Raw genomic sequence first — 18,681 nt, forward strand, 5'->3', positions numbered from 1 at the left:
CCACCCAGTGACCACCCAGTGACGACAGGACAGGACAGCGCACCGTGGCAGAGACCGCCGCCCGACGACCCGCCGGCCGCTACGGCAACCGTCCCACCATGAAGGACGTCGCCGCACGTGCGGGAGTCGGCCTGAAGACGGTCTCCCGCGTCGTGAACGGCGAACCGGGCGTCACCCCCGACACCGAACGCCGCGTGCAGGAGGCCATCGAGGCGCTCGGCTTCCGGCGCAACGACAGCGCGCGCGTGCTGCGCAAGGGCCGCACCGCCAGCATCGGGCTCGTCCTGGAGGACCTCGCCGACCCGTTCTACGGCCCGCTGAGCCGCGCGGTCGAGGAGGTCGCGCGGGCGCACGGGGCGTTGCTCATCAACGGGTCCAGCGCCGAGGACCCGGACCGCGAGCAGGAGCTGGTACTCGCGCTCTGCGCACGCCGGGTCGACGGCCTGGTGATCATCCCGGCCGGTGACGACCACCGTTACCTGGAGCCGGAGATCGCCGCCGGTGTCGCGACCGTCTTCGTCGACCGGCCCGCCGGGAAGATCGACGCCGACGCGGTGCTCTCCGACAGCTTCGGCGGGGCGCGGGACGGCGTGGCGCACCTCATCGGGCACGGGCACCGCCGCATCGGCTTCATCGGTGACCAGCCGCGCATCCACACCGCGATAGAGCGGCTGCGCGGCTACCGTGCCGCGATGGAGGACGCGGAGATCCCCGTCGACGAGGCGTGGGTCTCGCTCGGCGTGACCGATCCGGAGCGGGTGCGGACGGCGGCCGAGAAGATGCTGGGCGGCCCCGATCCCGTGACGGCGATCTTCGCGGGCAACAACCGGGTGACCGTGACGGTCGTACGGGTCCTGGCCGCTCTCGACCGCCCCGTGGCCCTGGTCGGCTTCGACGACATCGAGCTCGCGGATCTGCTCGACCCCGGCGTGACCGTCGTCGCGCAGGACGCGGCGCAGCTCGGCAGGACGGCGGCGGAGCGGCTCTTCCGGCAGCTCGACGGCGCGTCCGGGGCTCCGGAGCGGGTCGAGCTGCCGACGCGGCTCATCCAGCGCGGCTCGGGCGAGCTGCCGCCCGCGGGCTGAGGAGCGCGGGGGGCAAATGGGCCGGTGATCGGTCCTGGCCTCCGGTCTTCTCGATGAGCGAGGCGACTCCGTCCAGCATCCGCGCGAGCCCGAATTCGAAGAGCGTGACGAGTTCGAGGTCGAACTCCTCCTGGGCGAAGAGAGTCGAGAGGGTCGGGTAGGACCCGGCGGCCTGGATCGTCTCCCACCGCGGTTCGTTGGTGGCCATCCACTCCTCGGAGGTCATTCCGGTGTCCTGCCGGGCCTGCGACTCCAGTTCGACGGCCGCCGCGACGCCTTGGGCGTACCCCAGAAGAGCGAGGTGGACGTGGATGATCTGGTTCGGTGTCAGCCCGAGGCCGTTCAGGGCGCTGAGGACCCGCTCGGTGTAGCGCATCGCGTGGGGTGAGGCCATCGGCCGGGTGAGAGCGGCCATGGCCCGCGCCAGCCAGGGATGCCGCTGGTACCGGCCCCACAACCACCGCGCCTCCCGTTCCAGTTGCTCACGCCAGCCGGGCGGTCGCGGCCCCGGTGGTTCTCCGTCGAACACCGCCTCCGACATCAGGCGTACGAGCTCGCCCTTGTTCGGGACGTGGCGGTAGAGCGCCATGGTGGAGACGCCGAAGTCGGTGGCGACGCGGCGCATGGAGAGCGCGGCGAGCCCTTCGGTGTCGACGAGAGCGATCGCGGCGCGGACGATGCGATCCCGGGTGAGTCCGTGGCGGGGAGTCGCGGGCCTCTCTCGTCCCGGCTCGGCGACCACGGTGCCGACGCCGGGCACGGCCCGCACCAGGCCTTCCTGATTCAGGGTGGCGAGCGCCTTCGTCGCGGTCGCCATCGCGACGCCCCACTCCTGGGTGATGCGCCGGGTGGAAGGAACTCGGGTACCGGGCGCGAGCTCACCCGAGGCGATACGCCGGCGGATGTCGCCGGCGATGCGGAGGTAGGGCGGTTCCAGGGCCATGAGTGCACTGTACTAGTGCACTCACCTGGCATTCAGGCCGCGTTCAGGCTGCTCACCACCGTGAGATGACGGTGAGATGGCGGAGTGCACTAGGCATGTGTTTGCGGTGTACGCCGCGCTCCCGGTTGCCTGCCGCCATGGAGAATCCCACCGGCCCCCGCGCGGGGCGCAAGGAATGGACCGCCCTCGGCGTCCTGATGCTGCCCCTGCTCCTCGTCTCGATGGACATCTCGGTCCTGTACTTCGCGATCCCCTACGTGAGTCACGATCTGGAGCCCAGCGCGACGCAGCAGTTGTGGATCCTCGACATATACGGCTTCGTCCTCGCCGGGCTGCTCATCACGATGGGTGCGCTCGGCGACCGGGTCGGACGGCGCGCGTTGGTGCTCGCGGGAGCGGTGGTCTTCGGAGCGGCCTCGGCCGCCGCCGCGTACGCGCACACGGCTGAACTGCTCATCGCCGTACGGGCACTGCTGGGCCTGGGCGGCGCCGCTCTGATGCCCTCGACTCTCGCGCTGATCCGCAACCTCTTCCACGACGAGAAGCAGCGTGGCAAGGCGGTGACCCTGTGGACGGCTGTCATGACGACGGGCATTTCTCTGGGGCCCGTGGTCAGCGGGCTGCTGCTGGAGCACTTCTGGTGGGGTGCGGTCTTCCTGATCAACCTGCCCGCGATGGTGCTGCTGCTCGTGCTGGTGCCCTTCCTGGTGCCGGAGTTCAAGGCGGCGAAGCGCGGGCGCTTCGACCTGCTGAGCGCGGCGCTGTCCCTCGGCGCTTTGCTCATGGTCATCTACGGCATCAAGGAGTGGGCCCGGGACGGGTACGAGCCGCTGCCCGCTCTCGGCATCAGCGTGGGGCTCCTGCTCGGCTTCGTCTTCGTGCGACGGCAAAAGCGCCTCACTCATCCGATGATCGACCTCGGCCTGGTCGGCCGGCGCGACTTCGGCGGCCCGGTGTTCGCCAACCTCCTCGCGATGTTCGCCACGGTCGGGATGGCCGTCTTCCTCACCCAGTATCTGCAGTCCGTCCTCGGCCGGAGCCCGTTCAACGCCGCGCTGTGGAGCCTGGTACCGGCCGCTGGAGTGGCCGTCATGGCCCCGACCGGAGCCGTGCTCGCACAGCGCGTGGACCGCGCGTACGTCATGGGTGGCGGCTTCCTCCTCTCCGCCTGCGGATTCCTCTGGCTGAGCCAGATACGCGCCGACTCGGCTCTCTGGTCCACCCTCGTCGGCGCCTCCCTGTACGCGGGCGGCCTGGTCGCCGCCATGACCCTCGCCAACGAACTCGCCCTCGGCGCGGCCCCACCGAAGCGCGCCGGATCGGCCGCGGCCGTGCTGGAGTCCGGCCAGGAGCTGGGCGGAGCGCTGGGCATGGCGATCCTCGGGTCCATCGGGGCAGCGGTCTACAGCCGGGACATGGCCGACGCGCTGCCCTCCGGCGTGCCGCAGGCCGAAGCCGTACGGGAAACGCTGGGCGGCGCGACGGCCGTCGCGGCCCGACTGCCCGACGAGACCGCCACTGCCGTTCTGGCGGCCGCACGCGACGCCTTCACACACGGGATGGCCTTCGCGGCCGTCGGCGCGGCCGTCGTCATGGCCGCGGCCGCCCTCTTCTCGTTCACCTGGCTGAGGGGTGCGGGCACGACGAAGCAGCGGGCGGAATCACTTGCCCGTGAGGTCGCCGCGGCGCGGGCCGGCGAAGCCCTGTAGCCGGGCCAGGGTCAGACCGGTGAGACGGGTGACCTCGCCCGCGTCGAGGGCGCCGCAGTCCAGGCCGCGCAGCAGGTATCCGGCGAGGGCCTTGGCGGTGGCGGGCTCGTCGGCGACGGCGCCGCCCGCGTGGTGACCGGCGTAGGCGGCGAGGCGCGCGGCGGCGGCCTCGAAGCCCTCGCGGTAGAAGGCGAACACGGCGGCGTAGCGCGTGGGGAGGTGACCGGGGTGCATGTCCCAGCCCTGGTAGTAGGCGCGGGCCAGGGCGCGCCGGGTGAGGCCGTGGTGCAGCCGCCAGGCGTCGTGGATCTGCTCGGTGGAGCCGACGGGCAGGACGTTGGTGGAGCCGTCGGACACCCGCACCCCGGTGCCCGCCGCGGCGACCTGCATGACGGCTTTGGCGTGGTCGGCGGCCGGGTGGTCGCTGGCCTGGTGGGCGGCGCTGACGCCCAGGCAGGCGCTGTAGTCGAAGGTGCCGTAGTGCAGGCCGGTGGCGCGGCCCTCGGCGGCCTGGATCATGCGGGCGACTGCGGCGGTGCCGTCGGTGGCGAGGATGGACTGGCTGGTCTCGATCTGTATCTCGAAGCCGATCCGCCCCGCTTCGAGGCCGCGTGCCTTCTCGAACGCCTCCAGGAGGCGCACCATCGCGGTGACCTGCTCGGGGTAGGTCACCTTGGGCAGCGTGAGGACGAGGCCGTCGGGCAGGCCGCCCGCCTCCATGAGGCCGGAGAGGAAGACGTCGAGCGTGCGGATGGCGCGGTCGCGCACGGCCGCCTCCATGCACTTCATGCGGATGCCCATGTACGGGGCGGCCGTGCCGTTCTTGTAGGCCTCGGCCACCAGGCGGGCCGCGCGGGCGGCGTCCTGGTCCTCGTCGGCGCCCTTGTAGCCGTCCTCGAAGTCGATGCGCAGGTCTTCGATCGGCTCGCGCTCCAGCTTGGCGCGCACGCGCGTGTGGACGGCTTCGGCGAGGTCGTCGCCCAGGCCGAGCACCGAGGCGAGGGTCGCGGCGTCCGGTGCGTGCTCGTCGAGCATGGCGAGCGCCTGGTCGCCCCAGCCGCGGATGGTTTCGGCGGTGAACTGCTCGCCGGGAACGTAGACGGTGTGGACGGGCTGGCGGGTGCCGGGGTCTCCGGGGTAGCGGCGGTCGAGCTCCGCGTCCACGGGGGCGAGGGAAGCGCTGATGCCCTCGCTGACCGCGCCGGCGAGGCTCGTCGCCACCTGCTCTTGCTGACCCATTGCTGCATCCTCCACACACTCGGTGCCGCGCCCGGCGTTTCCGCTCCACGGAATCATTAATCCGTATAGCGAAGTTATCCGTGACCTTGGTGCTGGTCAACACCCTTCCGTGTCCTGCATCCGTAGCGGACCGCGGCGGTTCACGCGTGTCCCGGACCGCGCGGGCGGCCCTCTTGGTCAGTGTGGCCCCAACCCCGCGCGGCCACGGCCAGGACCGCGCGGCCCGAACCGAAGGAGACCGTGTGCCGATCGACTCCCGCTTCTCGCGCCGTACCGGTCTGCGGGCCGCGCTCGCCGCGGCAGCGGCGCTCCCCCTGTCCGGCGGAGCACTGTCCGGCGGTCCGGCGTACGCGGCGCGGGCGCGGCCCCGCGCGCAGGCACCGGGGGCCCGCCTGGAGGTCATGACGTTCAACCTCCGCTTCGCGAGCGACAAGCCGCCGCACACCTGGGCCCAGCGCCGCCCGGTGACCAAGGAGCTGCTGCTCCGCGCCAAGCCCCACATCATCGGCACCCAGGAGGGCCTCTACTCGCAGCTCCGCGACATCGAGTCCGATCTCGGCGCGGACTACGACTGGATCGGCACGGGCAGCGGGGGCGGCAGCCGCGACGAGTTCATGGCGGTCTTCTACGACACCAAGAGGCTCCTCCCGCTGGAGTACGAGCACTTCTGGCTCTCGGACACCCCGAACGTCATCGCCTCCAACACCTGGGGCGGCCGCTCGGTCCGCATGGCCACCTGGGTCCGCTTCAAGGACCTGAACACCGGCGGCCAGCTGTACGTCCTCGACACGCACCTGGACCACATCAGCCAGAACGCGCGCGCCCGCTCGGCGACGCTGATCGCCGAACGCGTCGGCCGCCTCAACGCCTCCCTGCCCATCGTCGTGACCGGCGACTTCAACGCCACCGCCCACAAGAACGTCGTCCACGACACGCTGCTGCGCGCCGGTCTCGTCGACACCTGGGACGCGGCGAAGCAGCGGGGCAAGGCGTACGCCACGTACCACGGCTACAAGCCGCTCACGCCGAACGGCAACCGCATCGACTGGATTCTGACGCGGCCCACGGCGCGGGTCCACGCCGTGTCGATGAACACGTTCACGCTCGGCGGGCAGTACCCGAGCGACCATCTGCCGGTGCAGGCGACCCTGACGCTGTGACGCGCGAGGCCCCCGTCACGCCACACGGGCGGGACGGGGGCCTCGTACACACGACGGGATCAGCCCTTGCGGGTCTTGACCTCTTCGGTGAGCGCGGGGACGACCTCGAAGAGGTCGCCGACCACGCCGTAGTCGACCAGGTCGAAGATCGGGGCCTCGGCGTCCTTGTTGATGGCCACGATGGTCTTCGAGGTCTGCATGCCCGCGCGGTGCTGGATCGCGCCGGAGATGCCGGAGGCGATGTACAGCTGCGGGGAGACCGACTTGCCGGTCTGGCCCACCTGGTTGGAGTGCGGGTACCAGCCGGCGTCGACGGCGGCGCGGGAGGCGCCGACGGCGGCACCGAGCGAGTCGGCGAGGTTCTCGATGATCGAGAAGTTCTCGGCGCCGTTGACGCCACGGCCGCCGGAGACCACGATCGCGGCCTCGGTCAGCTCGGGGCGTCCCGTCGACTCGCGCGGCGTGCGCGCGACGACCTTGGTGCCGGTGGCCTTCTCGGAGAACGAGACGCCGAGGGCCTCGACGGTGCCCGCGGCCGGGGCGGCCTCGACGGCGGCCGAGTTCGGCTTGACCGTGATGACCGGGGTGCCCTGCGAGATGCGGGACTTGGTGGTGTACGAGGCGGCGAACACGGACTGCGTGGCCACCGGACCCTCGTCACCGGCCTCCAGGTCGATGGCGTCGGTGATGATGCCGGACTTGATGCGGACCGCGAGGCGGCCCGCGATCTCCTTGGCCTCGGCCGAGGAGGGCACGAGCACGGCGACCGGGGAGACGGCCTCGTACGCGGCCTGGAGCGCGTCCACCTTCGGTACGACGAGGTAGTCGGCGAACTCGGGGGCGTCGGCGGTGAGGACCTTGACCGCGCCGTGCTCGGCGAGCGTGGCGGCGGTGGCCTCGGCGCCGGCACCGAGGGCGACGGCGACGGGCTCGCCGATGCGACGGGCCAGGGTCAGCAGCTCAAGGGTGGGCTTGCGGACGGCGCCGTCCACGTGGTCGACGTAGACGAGAACTTCAGCCATGGGACTTCAATCTCCTGCGAGTGCGAAGAATCTGGGAGGCGGTTGGCGGGCTCTTCGAGCCTCTGGGCCGGCCCTGGACGGGCGGCCGCGGCGGCTAGATGAACTTCTGGCCCGCGAGGTACTCGGCGAGCTGCTTGCCGCCCTCGCCCTCGTCCTTGACGATCGTGCCGGCCGTGCGGGCCGGACGCTCGGTGGCGGACTCGACCTTGGTCCAGGCGCCTTCGAGGCCGACCTCTTCGGCCTCGATGTCCAGGTCACTGAGGTCGTACGCCTGCACCGGCTTCTTCTTGGCGGCCATGATGCCCTTGAAGGACGGGTAGCGGGCCTCGCCCGACTGGTCCGTCACGGACACGACGGCCGGCAGGGACGCCTCGAGCTGCTCGGAGGCGGCGTCACCGTCACGGCGGCCCTTGACGACGCCGTCCTCGACGGAGACCTCGGAGAGCAGGGTGACCTGCGGGACGCCCAGGCGCTCGGCGAGGATCGCCGGCAGCACGCCCATCGTGCCGTCGGTCGAGGCCATACCGGCGATGACCAGGTCGAAGCCGGTCTTCTCGATCGCCTTGGCGAGCACCAGCGAGGTGCCCATGACGTCGGTGCCGTGCAGGTCGTCGTCCTCGACGTGGACGGCCTTGTCGGCGCCCATGGAGAGCGCCTTGCGCAGCGCGTCCTTGGCGTCCTCGGGGCCGACGGTCAGCACGGTGATCTCCGCGTCGTCCGCCTCGTCGGCGATCTGCAGCGCCTGCTCGACGGCGTACTCGTCGAGCTCCGACAGCAGGCCGTCGACGTCGTCCCGGTCGACGGTCAGGTCATCGGCGAAGTGCCGGTCGCCGGTGGCGTCGGGCACGTACTTCACACAGACAACGATCCTCAAGCTCACGCCGGCTCTCCTACTGCATCGTCTTTACTGGGCTGCTGCCTTGGCTTCGGCCACTGCCTTCTTGCAGGCAGCATAGGCGCCTGAAGCGGTGGACTCCGGTCGGGGAGGCCCCTGCTCCGTCGAAATATTACTCATGAGTACACCCAGTTCATTCCCGCTGAGCAAGCGCTTTGAACTGTGACCTTCCCAACGCCGCGCGAAAGGCCCCGAACCCCCGTTTCCGGGAACTCTCAGTCGCGCAGCGCGTTGAAGCGTCCGTGGTGGTACAGGAGCGGCCGCCCCTCACCCGCCGGGTCGCCCGCCACGGCCTCCGCGAGGACGAGCCGGTGGTCGCCCGCGGGCACCCGCGCCACGATCCGGCAGACCATCCAGGCGAGCGTGCCGTCGAGCACCGGCACCCCTTCGGGCCCCTCGTGCCACTCGGTGGGCGCGCCGAAGCGGTCGGCGCCGCTGCGCGCGAACGTGCCGGCGAGCTCCCGCTGGTGCTCGCCGAGTATGTGGACGCCGATGTGCTCGGCCGCGCTGACGGCGGGCCAGCTCGACGCGCCCGTACCGATGCCGAAGGAGATCATCGGGGGCTCGGCGGAGACCGAGGTGAGCGAGGTGGCGGTGAAGCCGACGGGGCGGCCGCCGTGGGCCGCGGTGATCACGGCGACCCCCGCCGCGTGCCGCCGGAAGACCGAGCGCAGCAGGTCGGGGGTGGCCGTGCGGGCGCCGATGGCGGGCGATGCCGTCACTGAATCGTCCTTATGGAAGGGGGGCCCGGGACATGTGAGCAGGCTCGCGAGAGTCGGCTCATCCAGTCAAGCCCAGCCCCGGGGATGAAAGATGCGTCACGGACCGGCCGTCCGCCGCTCGGGCGACCGAGGGTCACACGGCCTCCCCGAGCGCGGCGATCACATCGGCCTTGCGGGGCTGTCCCGCGGCTCGGCGCACCACGTGGCCCAGCGCGTCGAGGACGAACACGGTCGGCGTCTTCTCGACCCGCAGCTCCCGTACGAGTGCGAGGTGCTCCTCTGCGTCGATCTCCACGTGGGCCACGCCGGGAACCATTCCGGCCACGTCCGCGAGGACCGCGCGAGTGGCGCGGCAGGGCCGGCAGAAGGCGCTGGAGAACTGCACGAGCGTCGCCCGTTCCCCCAATTCCTCCCCGATGTCCGCCGCGCCGAGCCGTTGCCCGATGTCGCCTCCTGGCACGTACTGCCTCCCGCCCGCACATTTCTTGATCCGGTTCCGTCCCAGTTCAGCGCTTGTGCGGCCGTAAGAATTCCGACGTGACGAGAATCTCCCGGATTGACGGCACCAAGGGTGGTCACTCGTCCGTTCTTGGGGCACGATCTGCGCAACGCCGAAAAACCTACGGCTGCGTAACCTCCCGCCGGGAGCCCCCTCCCCAGGCAGACACGAAGGGCCCTCCCCACCCATGGCAGAGCTTGTCTACCGTCCGGTCATCGGTGCCGCGAAAACGCTGTTCAAGGCATGGGACCTGAAGATCGACTGCAAGGGGTCGGAGAACATCCCACGCACCGGTGGCGCGGTCCTCGTCAGCAACCACATCAGCTACCTCGACTTCATCTTCGACGGCCTCGCCGCCCTGCCGCAGAAGCGTCTTGTGCGCTTCATGGCCAAGGAGTCGGTGTTCCGGCACAAGATCTCCGGGCCGCTGATGCGTGGGATGAAGCACATCCCCGTCGACCGCAAGCAGGGCGAGACGGCGTACGCGCACGCGCTCGACTCGCTGCGCTCCGGGGAAATCATCGGCGTCTTCCCCGAGGCGACGATCTCGCAGTCCTTCACGCTGAAGTCCTTCAAGTCGGGCGCCGCGCGCATGGCCCAGGAGGCGGGCGTCCCGCTCATCCCGATGGCACTGTGGGGCACGCAGCGGCTGTGGACCAAGGGCCAGCCGCGCAACTTCAAGCGCAGCCACACGCCGATCACGATCCGGGTGGGCGAGCCCATCGAAGCGCCCAAGGACCAGTACGCGGGCGCGATCACGCGGCGGCTGCGCGAGCGGTGCCAGGAGCTGCTCGAAGCCGCCCAGCGCGCCTACCCCGTACGCCCCAAGGGCCCCGACGACACGTGGTGGATGCCGGCGCACCTCGGCGGGACGGCGCCGACCCCTGCCGAGGTGAAGGCCCTGGAGGCCGGCTGAGTCACTCGGGCGCCCGGAGCGTGTCGGGCAGGTTCTCCCACAGGGAGGACCTGTCCGGGGCGCTCCGCATGACCCGCAGGACGCCCGGGTCCGGCACGGCGTAGAGGCCCGGGTGGTCCACCTCACCCGCGTCGGCATCCGGCGTCCAGGCCAGCCGCTCCCCCGTCAGGGAGAACCGCGCGTCGACGCCCGGCTTGTTGCCGCGGCAGTCCTGCCGGTGCCAGGCGCCCCGGAACCGCACGGCGACGAGCCCGTGCAGGCAGTGCCCGGTTCCCGCGTCGTGGGCCAGCCGCTGGTAGCAGAGCGCGGCCGGGATGTCCTCGGCGCGCAGCAGCGCGGCCAGGGCGTGTGCCTTGGCGTGACAGATGCCCGTGCGCTGTTCGAGGACGTCCGAGGCCCGCCAGGTCACGCGCATGTCGCCGGTGTCCGCGGAGTGCGGAACGGTGTCCCGTACGTGGATGTAGGCGGCGCGGGCGTATGCGTAGGAATCCGTGGCCTCTCTCACCAGGCGCGCGGCGGTCTCGCGTACGACGGGGTGCTGGTGGTCGATGACCTCGTCGGCGGCCAGATACGCGGACAGGTCGGGATCTCGCTGGATGAGCTGCATGGCACGCGAGCATAGGAATACGACCCATCGTCAGTCAATGACTTTACGGTCGGCCGTATAACTATGCAGCGCCTTGCCGGGCGGTGGCGCGGTGGTCAGGTGGTCAGGGTGGGTCAGGTGGTCAGGGTGGTCAGCCCGCCATCTCCTCCTTGAGCGCCGCGAGGAACCCGTCGACGTCCTCCTCGCGCGTGTCGAACGCGCACATCCAGCGCACGTCGCCGGCCGCCTCGTCCCAGAAGTAGAAGCGGTAGCGCTTCTGGAGCCGCTCGCTCACGTCGTGCGGCAGCCGGGCGAAGACGGCGTTGGCCTGTACGGGATGGAGGATCTCCACGCCGGGCACCGAGCGGACGCCCTCCGCGAGGCGCTGCGCCATCGCGTTGGCGTGCCGGGCGTTGCGCAGCCACAGGTCCTTGGCGAGCAGCGCCTCCAGCTGGACGGAGACGAAGCGCATCTTCGAGGCGAGCTGCATCGACATCTTGCGCAGGTGCTTCATGTGGCGCACCGCGTCCTGATTGATGACGACGACGGCCTCGCCGAACAGCGCGCCGTTCTTCGTGCCGCCGAGCGACAGGATGTCGACGCCGACCGCGTTCGTGAACGTCCGCATGGGCACGTCGAGAGCCGCCGCGGCGTTGGCTATCCGGGCGCCGTCGAGGTGCACCTTCATGCCGAGCTGGTGCGCGTGGTCGCAGATCGCGCGGATCTCGTCGGGCGTGTAGAGCGTGCCGAGCTCGGTGTTCTGCGCGATCGAGACGACCTGCGGCATGGCCCGGTGCTCGTCGTCCCAGCCGAACGCCTGCTGGTCGATCAGCTCGGGCGTGAGCTTGCCGTCCGGCGTGGGCACCGTGAGCAGCTTGAGCCCCGCCATGCGCTCGGGGGCACCGCCCTCGTCCACGTTGATGTGCGCGGACTCGGCGCAGATCACCGCGCCCCAGCGGTCGGCGAGCGCCTGGAGCGCGACGACGTTGGCCCCCGTGCCGTTGAACACCGGGAACGCCTCGGCGGTGGGTCCGAAGTGGCCGCGGATCACCTGCTGGAGGTGGGCGGTGTAGTCGTCCTCGCCGTACGCGACCTGGTGGCCGCCGTTGGCCAGCGCCAGGGCGGCCATGACCTCGGGGTGCGCGCCCGCGTAGTTGTCGCTCGCGAAGCCGCGCAGGCCGGCGTCGTGGTGACGCCGGGCGTCGGTCTTCGGAGGGTTCACGGCTTGCCCGGCTTCCCTGGCGGCGCGGTCGCGTTCGGTCACGGCGGCCCGGTCGCGTGCGGTCACGGCGGCCCGGTCGCGTGCGGTCACGGCTTCTCTGTCAGCCACAGGCGGTTTCCGTTCACTTCACCGGCGGGCCGCTCCCAGACGTCGGCGATGGCATCGGCCAGCTCCTTGACGTCCGTGAAGCCCGCGAACTTCGCGTTGGGCCGCTCCGCGCGCATCGCGTCGTGCACCAGCGCCTTGACCACCAGGATGGCAGCCGCCGCACGCGGGCCCTGCTCGCCCCCCGCCTTGCGGAAGGCGTCGGCGAGGGCGAGCGTCCAGGCCTCGGCCGCCGCCTTGGAGGCCGCGTACGCCGCGTTGCCCGCGGTCGGCTTGGAGGCGCCGGCCGCGCTGATGAGCAGGTAGCGCCCGCGGTCGCTGCGCCGCAGGCCCTCCTCGAAGGCGAGGGTGGTGTGCTGGACCGTGCGGATCAGGAGCTTCTCCAGGAAGTCCCAGTCGGCGAGGTCGGTCTCGGTAAAGCTCTTGCTGCCGCGCCAGCCGCCGACGAGGTGGACCAGGCCGTCGATCCGCCCGAACTCCTTCTCCGTGCGCGTCGCCCACTCCCGGGCCGCGTCCAGGTCCAGGAGATCTACCGTGTCGCCTATGACGGTGGCGCCGCCGTGCGCGTACCGGGCGGCGTCCACCGCTTCGGCGAGGCGGACCGGGTCGGCGTCGGAGGCCACGACCGTGGCTCCCGCCTCAGCGAGCCTCAGCAGGGTGGCTCGTCCGGCGGGTCCTGCGGCTCCGGCCACCGCGACCACGGCCCCATCGAGTGCGGACATCTTCCTCGCCTCCTCCTGGCGGCCGCTCACGCGGCGACCTTCTCGGCGCCCGAGGAAGCGGTGATCCCCTTGGTGGAGGCGATCACGTGCTTCAGCTTCTTGGAGAGCGCCTCATAGAACATGCTGAGCGGAAATTCGTCGGGAAGCACCTCGTCCACCAGTTTGCGCGGCGGCAGCGAGGTGTCCAGGGCATCCGGGCCCTTGGCCCAGCGGGATCCGGGGTGCGGGGCGAGGTACGTCGAGACCAGGTCGTACGCGGCGAACCAGTGGACCAGCTTCGGGCGGTCGATGCCCGCGCGGTAGAGGTCCTCGATCTCGGCGCAGAGCTGGTTGGTGATCTGCGGGGCGCGCTCCCAGTCGATCCTGAGCTGGTTGTCGGTCCAGCGGACGACGTCGTGCTTGTGGAGGTACGCGAAGAGGAGCTGGCCGCCGAGCCCGTCGTAGTTGCGTACGCGCTCACCGGTGACCGGGAAGCGGAACATCCGGTCGAAGAGCACCGCGTACTGCACGTCGCGGCCCTGCGGGACGCCGTCGGCCTCCAGCTTCACGGCCTCCTTGAAGGCGGTGAGGTCGCAGCGCAGCTCTTCGAGGCCGTACATCCAGAACGGCTGGCGCTGCTTGATCATGAAGGGGTCGAAGGGCAGGTCGCCGTGGCTGTGGGTGCGGTCGTGGACCATGTCCCACAGGACGAACGCCTGCTGGCAGCGGTCCTGGTCGCCGACCATCGCGCGGATGTCCTCGGGCAGCTCCAGACCGAGCAGGTCCACGGCGGCCTCGGTCACACGGCGGAAGCGGGCCGCCTCGCGGTCGCAGAAGATGCCGCCCCAGGAGAAGCGCTCGGGCGCCTCGCGGACCGCGATGGTCTCCGGGAAGAGAACCGCCGAGTTGGTGTCGTACCCGGAGGTGAAGTCCTCGAAGGTGATGCCGCAGAACAGCGGGTTGTCGTACCGGGTCCGCTCCAGCTCGGCCAGCCACTCGGGCCAGACCATGCGCAGCACGACCGCTTCGAGGTTGCGGTCGGGGTTGCCGTTCTGCGTGTACATCGGGAAGACGACGAGGTGCTGGAGGCCGTCCTCGCGGTGCGCCGCGGGCTGGAAGGCCAGCAGCGAGTCGAGGAAGTCCGGCACCTCGAAGCCGCCGTCGGACCAGCGGCGCAGGTCGCCCACGAGGGCTTTGTGGTACGCGGCGTCGTGCGGCAGCAGCGGGGCGAGCTGCTCGATCGCGGAGACGACGCGGTCCACGACCAGCTCGGCGGCGGCCTTCGCCGGGGCGCCCTCCGCGTCGAAGTCGATGGAGCCGTCCTGCGACTGCCAGGGCCTGATCTCCTCCACGGCCTCCTTGAGCACCGGCCACGCCGGGTGGTCCACCACCCGCTCCTCAGCGGAAGGAACCGCACCCTCCGTACCCGCCTGCACAAGAATTTCCGTCATGACCCACCTTCCACGGGAGAACCTCGCGTATGGACACCGTATGCGTGCACGGTTCTCCACGACAAGGGGGGTCGTCCGGGAAAGTGTCCTGCGTACTCCCTACTTCACCGCTGTTCTTCCTGCCTGACGGGGCTGGGACAGCCGCTTCTGCCACGCCGGCGGGGGCGGCGGTTCGGCGAGACGGCAGCTCCGCACGACCTGCCGGCGCTGCCCGCGCGGCATCGACGCCCGGCACGACCGGCCCCGCCGCTGCGCCGCCGACCAGCGCCGCCACAAGCTGTCTCGCCACCGACGATCACCTACGCCCACCCCGTGCTCAGGTCCGCCCTGGAGCACGGCGTCACCGCCGGCGTCTACGCCCACGCACGACTCCGCATCCAGCGCCACGGCATCTACACCCCGGGCAACGCACTGGCTGCGGGCGACGACTCCGAGGAGCCGCCGCCCGCATCGGTAGCCGTCCGTTGACGTTGCCGTCAGCGTTGCCGTCAAGCGCCTCGTGAGGGGCTGTCGGAGCTGGAGGAGTTACGACTCCTAACAAAAGTGGTGGGCTGACCTGGTCAGAGGTCGGTGTCGTGCACGAGGCCGCCGGGTAGCGGAATGCGGTCAGCTGTGTAATCGCATGCGATAAATCTGGCGACGTCGGCGATCACCTCCGGGATACTGGTCGGCCATGGATGAGGTCAAAGTCGTCGTCGCCCATTCCGAGCGCGCAACCCTGCGCGTCGGCGACGTGTTCCTGAAGGTGGACGCCGATCAGGCGCGTATCGACGTCGAGGTCGAGGCGATGTCCCTCGCGCCGGTCCCGACGCCGGAGGTCCTGTGGCGCAAGCCGTCCGTGCTTGCGATCGCCGCGCTCCCGGGGACGACGCTCGGGCGCCTCGGCGGGCCCTCGACCGGGTCACCGGCGGCGTGGGCCGCGGCGGGCGCCGCCATCCGGAAGCTGCACGACGCGCCGCTGCCGCCCCGGTCCGGCCGAGCCGGGCGGAGCATCGTCGCGCTGGCGCAGGAACTCGACGACGAGTGCGAGTTGCTCGTGACGAACGGCCTCCTGCCCGCCGACCTGGTCACCCGCAACCGCCGGGTCGCCGAGGCCGCGCTCCGGCCGTGGACCCCGGCGTTCACACACGGCGACCTGCAGATCGCGCACGTCTTCGTCGACGGCGACAAGGTGACGGGCATCATCGACTGGTCCGAGGCGGGCCAGGGTGATGCCCTGTACGACCTCGCCACCTTCACGCTCGGACACGAGGAACACCTCGACGACGTCCTCGCCGGCTACGGCACCGACGTCGACCTCAACGTGATCCACGCGTGGTGGTCGCTGCGAAGCCTGCTGGCAGTTCGCTGGCTGATCGAGCACGGCTTCGACCCCTTCGCGCCGGGCTGTGAGGTCGACGTGCTGAGATCCCGGATGTGAGGCTGTGCGGGTACGGCTGCTACGAATGCGTTCTGACGCATCGAGCGGGCTATCCCCTGGGGCGATCGCCCGCCCTCACCCTCAACAAAGTGTGGTGCGCAGTCGTCGCCAGCAGATGACGGCGCAGCCAAGGGTGACGAACGTGTGGTGGATGTCGTCGCGGATCTCCCAGCGGATACGCAGGCGGCGGAACCAGTGCAGCAGCGCGATCGCTCCTTCCACGACCCAGCGGTACACGCCCAGGCCAGAGCCGTGCCCGGTACCGCGCCGGGCAATGTGCGGGGTGATCTGGAACCGGCGGACCTTGTTCCGGTAGACCTCGTGGTCATAGCCGCGGTCGGCGTACAGGTGCTTGGGGCGGCGCAGTGGCTGGCCGCGTTTGCCGCGGATCGGCGGGACGGCCTGGATCAGCGGGATCAGCTGGGTGACGTCGTTTCGGTTGCCGCCGGTAGTGATCGCGGCGACCGGGATGCCGTGCGCCTCGACGATCAGGTGGTGGTGCTTGCTACCGGCCTTGCCCAGGTCCACCGGAGACGGGCCGGTGGCCGGCCCGCCCTTCATCGCGCGGATGTGGCTGGAGTCGACCGCGGCGCGGGAGAAGTCCAGCAGGTCTGCGGCCCGCAGCTCGGAGAGCAGCAACTCGTGCAGGCGCTGCCAGACCCCGGCCTCGTTCCAGTCCCGCAGCCGTCGCCAGCAGGTCATCCCCGAGCCGAAGCCCAGCTCATGGGGCAGAAACTCCCAGCGGATCCCGGTGTACAGCACGAACAGGATCCCGCACAGCACCCTGCGACTATCCAGACGCTTACGACCAGGACGCCACGGATTACGCGGGACAACCGGCAGCAACGGCTCGATACGCGCCCACAACTCGTCGTCGATTTCCCACGGTCTGGCAGCGGTCTTCCTCATCTCGACTGGCTCGCCCCCCTTCAGCCAGCATTAACAAGGACTGACACACCCTCATTCCTGGAGGCTCAGAAGCCTCCTTTTGTTACTGACCTTTACGCCTCGCATCGATCTCGTTGCGAACCTCCTCCAGCTCCTCTTCGTTTGGCTCGAACGGCGCAGAGCAGGTCTTCAAGACCTCAATCTTCTGACTGACTCCCCACTCATCCCATACTTCCAACGATGAGGCGCATCGAGCGATCACGCCCCTCTCGTACTCTCTCGTAGACCACCTTCGCCAGGATTCCCAGCGCGCCACCCGACGCGAATCCTGGATTCGCTCACTTTCCAATATGATCGAATCGACGATTCGGCGATGTGCTGCCGCAAGTCTGGGGCTACCAAAATACGGTTCGGGAGGTTCCTCGTCTTCGAACTCAAGCGCACCAACGCTGAAGCCAGCGTCTCCAGCTCCTCAAGTGCCAGCCCTACCTGCATAAACCTCTCCTAGCCAAACGGGTTCGGGCCGGCGTACAACACGTCGGATCGGTCAAACCTCAACGACCCCTGGTGTATCAGCTCGTTAGGCTGCTCTCCTACTCGGAGAGACACACCCTCCCGCCTTCGAATTGCGATCACGAAGCCGCCCTTGCCTGCATAGGCAGGGTTATCGGCTAAGAGAACGTTGCGTATATCACCAGGCGACACCATCTCCTGGGTAACGTACGCACACCCCTTTGGATCCGCTCGAATCGTCCCAGATCCGAGGATCCCCTCGTAGCCCTTCTGGTCCGAGGAATGGAAGATCACGTCGTCGTCGAGATTCTTCATGAGACCATCGACGGACCCAACGGTCGGACAGCCCCGGAATTATGAACGACTACCGGAGTGGCCCCCGCGAGCACATAGTACGTGTGCAGGCCAGGCCACTCCTACCCGCAAGTTTGCTGGCCAGCAGGCCATTTGGCAGTCACCGGATGTTCGTGCTCGCGCGCTGGAGTCTGCTGGTTTTGCCGTCACTACTGCCGTCAGTGGTCTATGCCGCCTGGGGAATTCCAGGAATTATGACCGCTTGTCAAGCGGCTTTGTCGTGCGGGGTGAGGCTGATGGTCAGGTCGGCGCCGAGAGCCTGAGCCAGACGGCGCAGGAGGGGAAGCGTGGGCACGGTCCCGCCGCCTTCGAAGCGGGAGATCTGCGGCTGCCTCATCCCGCACCGCTCGGCCAGCTCGGCCTGGGACAGCCCGAGCTCGATGCGCCGGTCGTGGACGAGTTGCCCGAGCTCACGGGCGAGCGCGGAAGGCGGGTCCTGCATGGTTCCTCCCCGCCTCAGGCCGCTGGGGCGACGATGGTGACGGTGGGCTCGTCTCCGCTGGCGAGGTGCACGTCCACCGTGAGGTCCAGCGCGCGGGCCAGGCGCATGATGACCGCAATGGGCGGCAGCTCGGTGGCTGTCTCGATGCCTTCGATGTCATCGACGTCGACGTGCATACGCTCGGCGAGGTCGGCCTCGCTCAGGCCCAACTGCTTACGCCGGTTGTAGACGGCTTTGCCCAACGTCATGGCGAGACCGGCCTCTTCGTAGACCCGGTCGTACTCGGGGTCGGCGTCCAGGTGCTCGCCCAGCAGCCGGCGGTGGCGACGGGTCCTCCATTCGCTGTGGTTCATCGGTTCTCCTTGAGGTTGCGGCTGTAGAGGTCGTGTACGGCGGCGGCTTCATGCTCTGCCTCGCACAATCGCTGTGCGGCGTGGGCGCGGTCCACTTCGGCCTGCTCGCGCATCTTGGTCTTGCGGAACACGGTGAGCAGCACGACACATCGGCCGGGCGCCAGCCAGTAGGTGATCCGCTGATGGGCATCGCCGAGGCGGAAGCACAGCTCGCGGAGCTTGCCGCCCAGATGGCGGGAGTGCGGTTCGTCGAGCGTGGTGGGCTGCTCGGCGAGCAGGTCGGCGACGCGTTCGGCCTGCTTGTAGTGCAAACCGGCGGCAACCGGCCGGGGCGGCGCGGAGTCTGCCTCTTCCGGCGGGATCGGGCCCGAGCGCACCACTTTTGGTGAGGGTGTGCGGGCCTCCGTTGCCGTCGGTGTCCTTGCCGTACGTGTACGTCCGCGTCACGTCCGGCTT

21 protein-coding genes are annotated in these 18,681 nt (G+C 69.9%); 6 read left to right on the forward strand and 15 right to left on the reverse strand.

What is annotated here, in order from left to right:
- Window positions 1-44: 44 nt before the first annotated feature.
- Window positions 45-1,085 (forward strand): LacI family DNA-binding transcriptional regulator, encoded by a 1,041-nt coding sequence (locus ACRAKF_RS06840; protein WP_447035997.1) that lies wholly within the window; start codon window positions 45-47, stop codon window positions 1,083-1,085.
- Here ACRAKF_RS06840 and ACRAKF_RS06845 read toward each other — a convergent pair.
- Complete coding sequence (locus ACRAKF_RS06845) at window positions 1,045-2,028, reverse strand: TetR/AcrR family transcriptional regulator C-terminal domain-containing protein (protein ID WP_447035998.1); 984 nt, start codon at window positions 2,026-2,028, stop codon at window positions 1,045-1,047. The genes ACRAKF_RS06840 and ACRAKF_RS06845 overlap by 41 nt on opposite strands.
- Before the next feature lie 137 nt (window positions 2,029-2,165).
- Between ACRAKF_RS06845 and ACRAKF_RS06850 the strand changes: the two genes are divergently transcribed.
- Window positions 2,166-3,737, forward strand: a complete 1,572-nt coding sequence (locus ACRAKF_RS06850) for an MFS transporter (protein WP_447035999.1) — start codon at window positions 2,166-2,168, stop codon at window positions 3,735-3,737.
- Here the strand turns inward: ACRAKF_RS06850 and ACRAKF_RS06855 are convergent.
- A complete protein-coding gene (locus ACRAKF_RS06855; protein WP_447036000.1) occupies window positions 3,690-4,976 on the reverse strand; it encodes a DUF6986 family protein in 1,287 nt (428 codons plus the stop codon). The two genes, ACRAKF_RS06850 and ACRAKF_RS06855, sit on opposite strands and share 48 nt — an antisense overlap.
- Before the next feature lie 242 nt (window positions 4,977-5,218).
- Between ACRAKF_RS06855 and ACRAKF_RS06860 the strand changes: the two genes are divergently transcribed.
- Window positions 5,219-6,136: an endonuclease/exonuclease/phosphatase family protein gene (locus tag ACRAKF_RS06860; RefSeq protein ID WP_447036002.1), complete on the forward strand. Its 918-nt coding sequence runs from the start codon at window positions 5,219-5,221 to the stop codon at window positions 6,134-6,136.
- Between the two features lie 59 nt (window positions 6,137-6,195).
- Here ACRAKF_RS06860 and ACRAKF_RS06865 read toward each other — a convergent pair whose 3' ends face one another.
- From ACRAKF_RS06865 to ACRAKF_RS06880, 4 genes are all read right to left on the reverse strand, one after another.
- Complete coding sequence (locus ACRAKF_RS06865) at window positions 6,196-7,158, reverse strand: electron transfer flavoprotein subunit alpha/FixB family protein (protein WP_447036003.1); 963 nt, start codon at window positions 7,156-7,158, stop codon at window positions 6,196-6,198.
- A gap of 94 nt (window positions 7,159-7,252) precedes the next feature.
- Complete coding sequence (locus ACRAKF_RS06870) at window positions 7,253-8,038, reverse strand: electron transfer flavoprotein subunit beta/FixA family protein (protein ID WP_447036004.1); 786 nt, start codon at window positions 8,036-8,038, stop codon at window positions 7,253-7,255.
- Window positions 8,039-8,268: 230 nt separating this feature from the next.
- Entirely contained in the window at window positions 8,269-8,775 is a 507-nt protein-coding gene (locus tag ACRAKF_RS06875; protein WP_447036005.1) for a flavin reductase family protein, read from the reverse strand.
- Between the two features lie 133 nt (window positions 8,776-8,908).
- Entirely contained in the window at window positions 8,909-9,265 is a 357-nt protein-coding gene (locus tag ACRAKF_RS06880; protein WP_447041848.1) for a TlpA family protein disulfide reductase, read from the reverse strand.
- A 196-nt stretch (window positions 9,266-9,461) separates the two neighbouring features.
- On the opposite strand from ACRAKF_RS06880, the gene ACRAKF_RS06885 reads away from it, so the two are divergent.
- Window positions 9,462-10,190 carry a lysophospholipid acyltransferase family protein gene (locus ACRAKF_RS06885; RefSeq protein WP_447036006.1) on the forward strand — a complete coding sequence of 243 codons (729 nt, stop codon included), beginning with the start codon at window positions 9,462-9,464 and terminating at the stop codon, window positions 10,188-10,190.
- Between the two features lies 1 nt (window position 10,191).
- On the opposite strand, the gene ACRAKF_RS06890 is transcribed toward ACRAKF_RS06885, so the two are convergent.
- The 4 genes from ACRAKF_RS06890 to ACRAKF_RS06905 form a co-directional block, all read right to left on the reverse strand.
- Complete coding sequence (locus tag ACRAKF_RS06890; RefSeq protein WP_447036007.1) at window positions 10,192-10,797, reverse strand: transglutaminase domain-containing protein; 606 nt, start codon at window positions 10,795-10,797, stop codon at window positions 10,192-10,194.
- A 130-nt stretch (window positions 10,798-10,927) separates the two neighbouring features.
- Entirely contained in the window at window positions 10,928-11,998 is a 1,071-nt protein-coding gene (locus ACRAKF_RS06895; RefSeq protein ID WP_447041850.1) for a threonine aldolase family protein, read from the reverse strand.
- Between the two features lie 86 nt (window positions 11,999-12,084).
- Window positions 12,085-12,825, reverse strand: coding sequence for an SDR family NAD(P)-dependent oxidoreductase (locus ACRAKF_RS06900; protein ID WP_447036008.1), 741 nt, complete (start codon window positions 12,823-12,825; stop codon window positions 12,085-12,087).
- Between the two features lie 26 nt (window positions 12,826-12,851).
- Window positions 12,852-14,255, reverse strand: a complete 1,404-nt coding sequence (locus ACRAKF_RS06905; RefSeq protein WP_447036010.1) for a DUF6421 family protein — start codon at window positions 14,253-14,255, stop codon at window positions 12,852-12,854.
- 312 nt (window positions 14,256-14,567) lie between these two features.
- Between ACRAKF_RS06905 and ACRAKF_RS06910 the strand changes: the two genes are divergently transcribed.
- Both ACRAKF_RS06910 and ACRAKF_RS06915 read left to right on the forward strand, forming a co-directional pair.
- Complete coding sequence (locus tag ACRAKF_RS06910) at window positions 14,568-14,723, forward strand: integrase (RefSeq protein WP_447036011.1); 156 nt, start codon at window positions 14,568-14,570, stop codon at window positions 14,721-14,723.
- 205 nt (window positions 14,724-14,928) lie between these two features.
- The gene (locus ACRAKF_RS06915) at window positions 14,929-15,675 is read left to right on the forward strand and encodes a phosphotransferase family protein (RefSeq protein ID WP_447036012.1); all 747 of its coding nucleotides are present in this window, start codon (window positions 14,929-14,931) and stop codon (window positions 15,673-15,675) included.
- A gap of 81 nt (window positions 15,676-15,756) precedes the next feature.
- On the opposite strand, the gene ACRAKF_RS06920 is transcribed toward ACRAKF_RS06915, so the two are convergent.
- From ACRAKF_RS06920 to ACRAKF_RS06940, 5 genes are all read right to left on the reverse strand, one after another.
- On the reverse strand, window positions 15,757-16,584 hold the full coding sequence (locus tag ACRAKF_RS06920; protein ID WP_447036013.1) for an IS5 family transposase: 828 nt from the start codon (window positions 16,582-16,584) through the stop codon (window positions 15,757-15,759).
- 483 nt (window positions 16,585-17,067) lie between these two features.
- A complete protein-coding gene (locus ACRAKF_RS06925; protein ID WP_447036014.1) occupies window positions 17,068-17,391 on the reverse strand; it encodes a hypothetical protein in 324 nt (107 codons plus the stop codon).
- Between the two features lie 244 nt (window positions 17,392-17,635).
- Window positions 17,636-17,872, reverse strand: coding sequence for a helix-turn-helix domain-containing protein (locus ACRAKF_RS06930; RefSeq protein WP_447036015.1), 237 nt, complete (start codon window positions 17,870-17,872; stop codon window positions 17,636-17,638).
- A gap of 14 nt (window positions 17,873-17,886) precedes the next feature.
- On the reverse strand, window positions 17,887-18,225 hold the full coding sequence (locus ACRAKF_RS06935; RefSeq protein WP_447036016.1) for a helix-turn-helix domain-containing protein: 339 nt from the start codon (window positions 18,223-18,225) through the stop codon (window positions 17,887-17,889).
- Window positions 18,222-18,587: a type II toxin-antitoxin system RelE/ParE family toxin gene (locus ACRAKF_RS06940; RefSeq protein WP_447041852.1), complete on the reverse strand. Its 366-nt coding sequence runs from the start codon at window positions 18,585-18,587 to the stop codon at window positions 18,222-18,224. Before ACRAKF_RS06940 ends, ACRAKF_RS06935 begins: the two co-directional genes overlap by 4 nt.
- Window positions 18,588-18,681 lie beyond the last annotated feature (94 nt).

Source organism: Streptomyces sp. DSM 118878 (assembly GCF_052936595.1).

What these genes read in the sequence shown, in the direction of transcription:
- ACRAKF_RS06845 (WP_447035998.1), bottom strand. Translation starts at nt 2,028, where the DNA reads ATGGCCCTGGAACCGCCCTACCTCCGCATCGCCGGCGACATCCGCCGG.
- ACRAKF_RS06850 (WP_447035999.1), top strand. Translation starts at nt 2,166, where the DNA reads ATGGAGAATCCCACCGGCCCCCGCGCGGGGCGCAAGGAATGGACCGCC.
- ACRAKF_RS06855 (WP_447036000.1), bottom strand. Translation starts at nt 4,976, where the DNA reads ATGGGTCAGCAAGAGCAGGTGGCGACGAGCCTCGCCGGCGCGGTCAGC.
- ACRAKF_RS06865 (WP_447036003.1), bottom strand. Translation starts at nt 7,158, where the DNA reads ATGGCTGAAGTTCTCGTCTACGTCGACCACGTGGACGGCGCCGTCCGC.
- ACRAKF_RS06885 (WP_447036006.1), top strand. Translation starts at nt 9,462, where the DNA reads ATGGCAGAGCTTGTCTACCGTCCGGTCATCGGTGCCGCGAAAACGCTG.
- ACRAKF_RS06890 (WP_447036007.1), bottom strand. Translation starts at nt 10,797, where the DNA reads ATGCAGCTCATCCAGCGAGATCCCGACCTGTCCGCGTATCTGGCCGCC.
- ACRAKF_RS06900 (WP_447036008.1), bottom strand. Translation starts at nt 12,825, where the DNA reads ATGTCCGCACTCGATGGGGCCGTGGTCGCGGTGGCCGGAGCCGCAGGA.
- ACRAKF_RS06905 (WP_447036010.1), bottom strand. Translation starts at nt 14,255, where the DNA reads ATGACGGAAATTCTTGTGCAGGCGGGTACGGAGGGTGCGGTTCCTTCC.
- ACRAKF_RS06915 (WP_447036012.1), top strand. Translation starts at nt 14,929, where the DNA reads ATGGATGAGGTCAAAGTCGTCGTCGCCCATTCCGAGCGCGCAACCCTG.
- ACRAKF_RS06920 (WP_447036013.1), bottom strand. Translation starts at nt 16,584, where the DNA reads ATGAGGAAGACCGCTGCCAGACCGTGGGAAATCGACGACGAGTTGTGG.
- ACRAKF_RS06925 (WP_447036014.1), bottom strand. Translation starts at nt 17,391, where the DNA reads ATGAAGAATCTCGACGACGACGTGATCTTCCATTCCTCGGACCAGAAG.
- ACRAKF_RS06930 (WP_447036015.1), bottom strand. Translation starts at nt 17,872, where the DNA reads ATGCAGGACCCGCCTTCCGCGCTCGCCCGTGAGCTCGGGCAACTCGTC.
- ACRAKF_RS06935 (WP_447036016.1), bottom strand. Translation starts at nt 18,225, where the DNA reads ATGAACCACAGCGAATGGAGGACCCGTCGCCACCGCCGGCTGCTGGGC.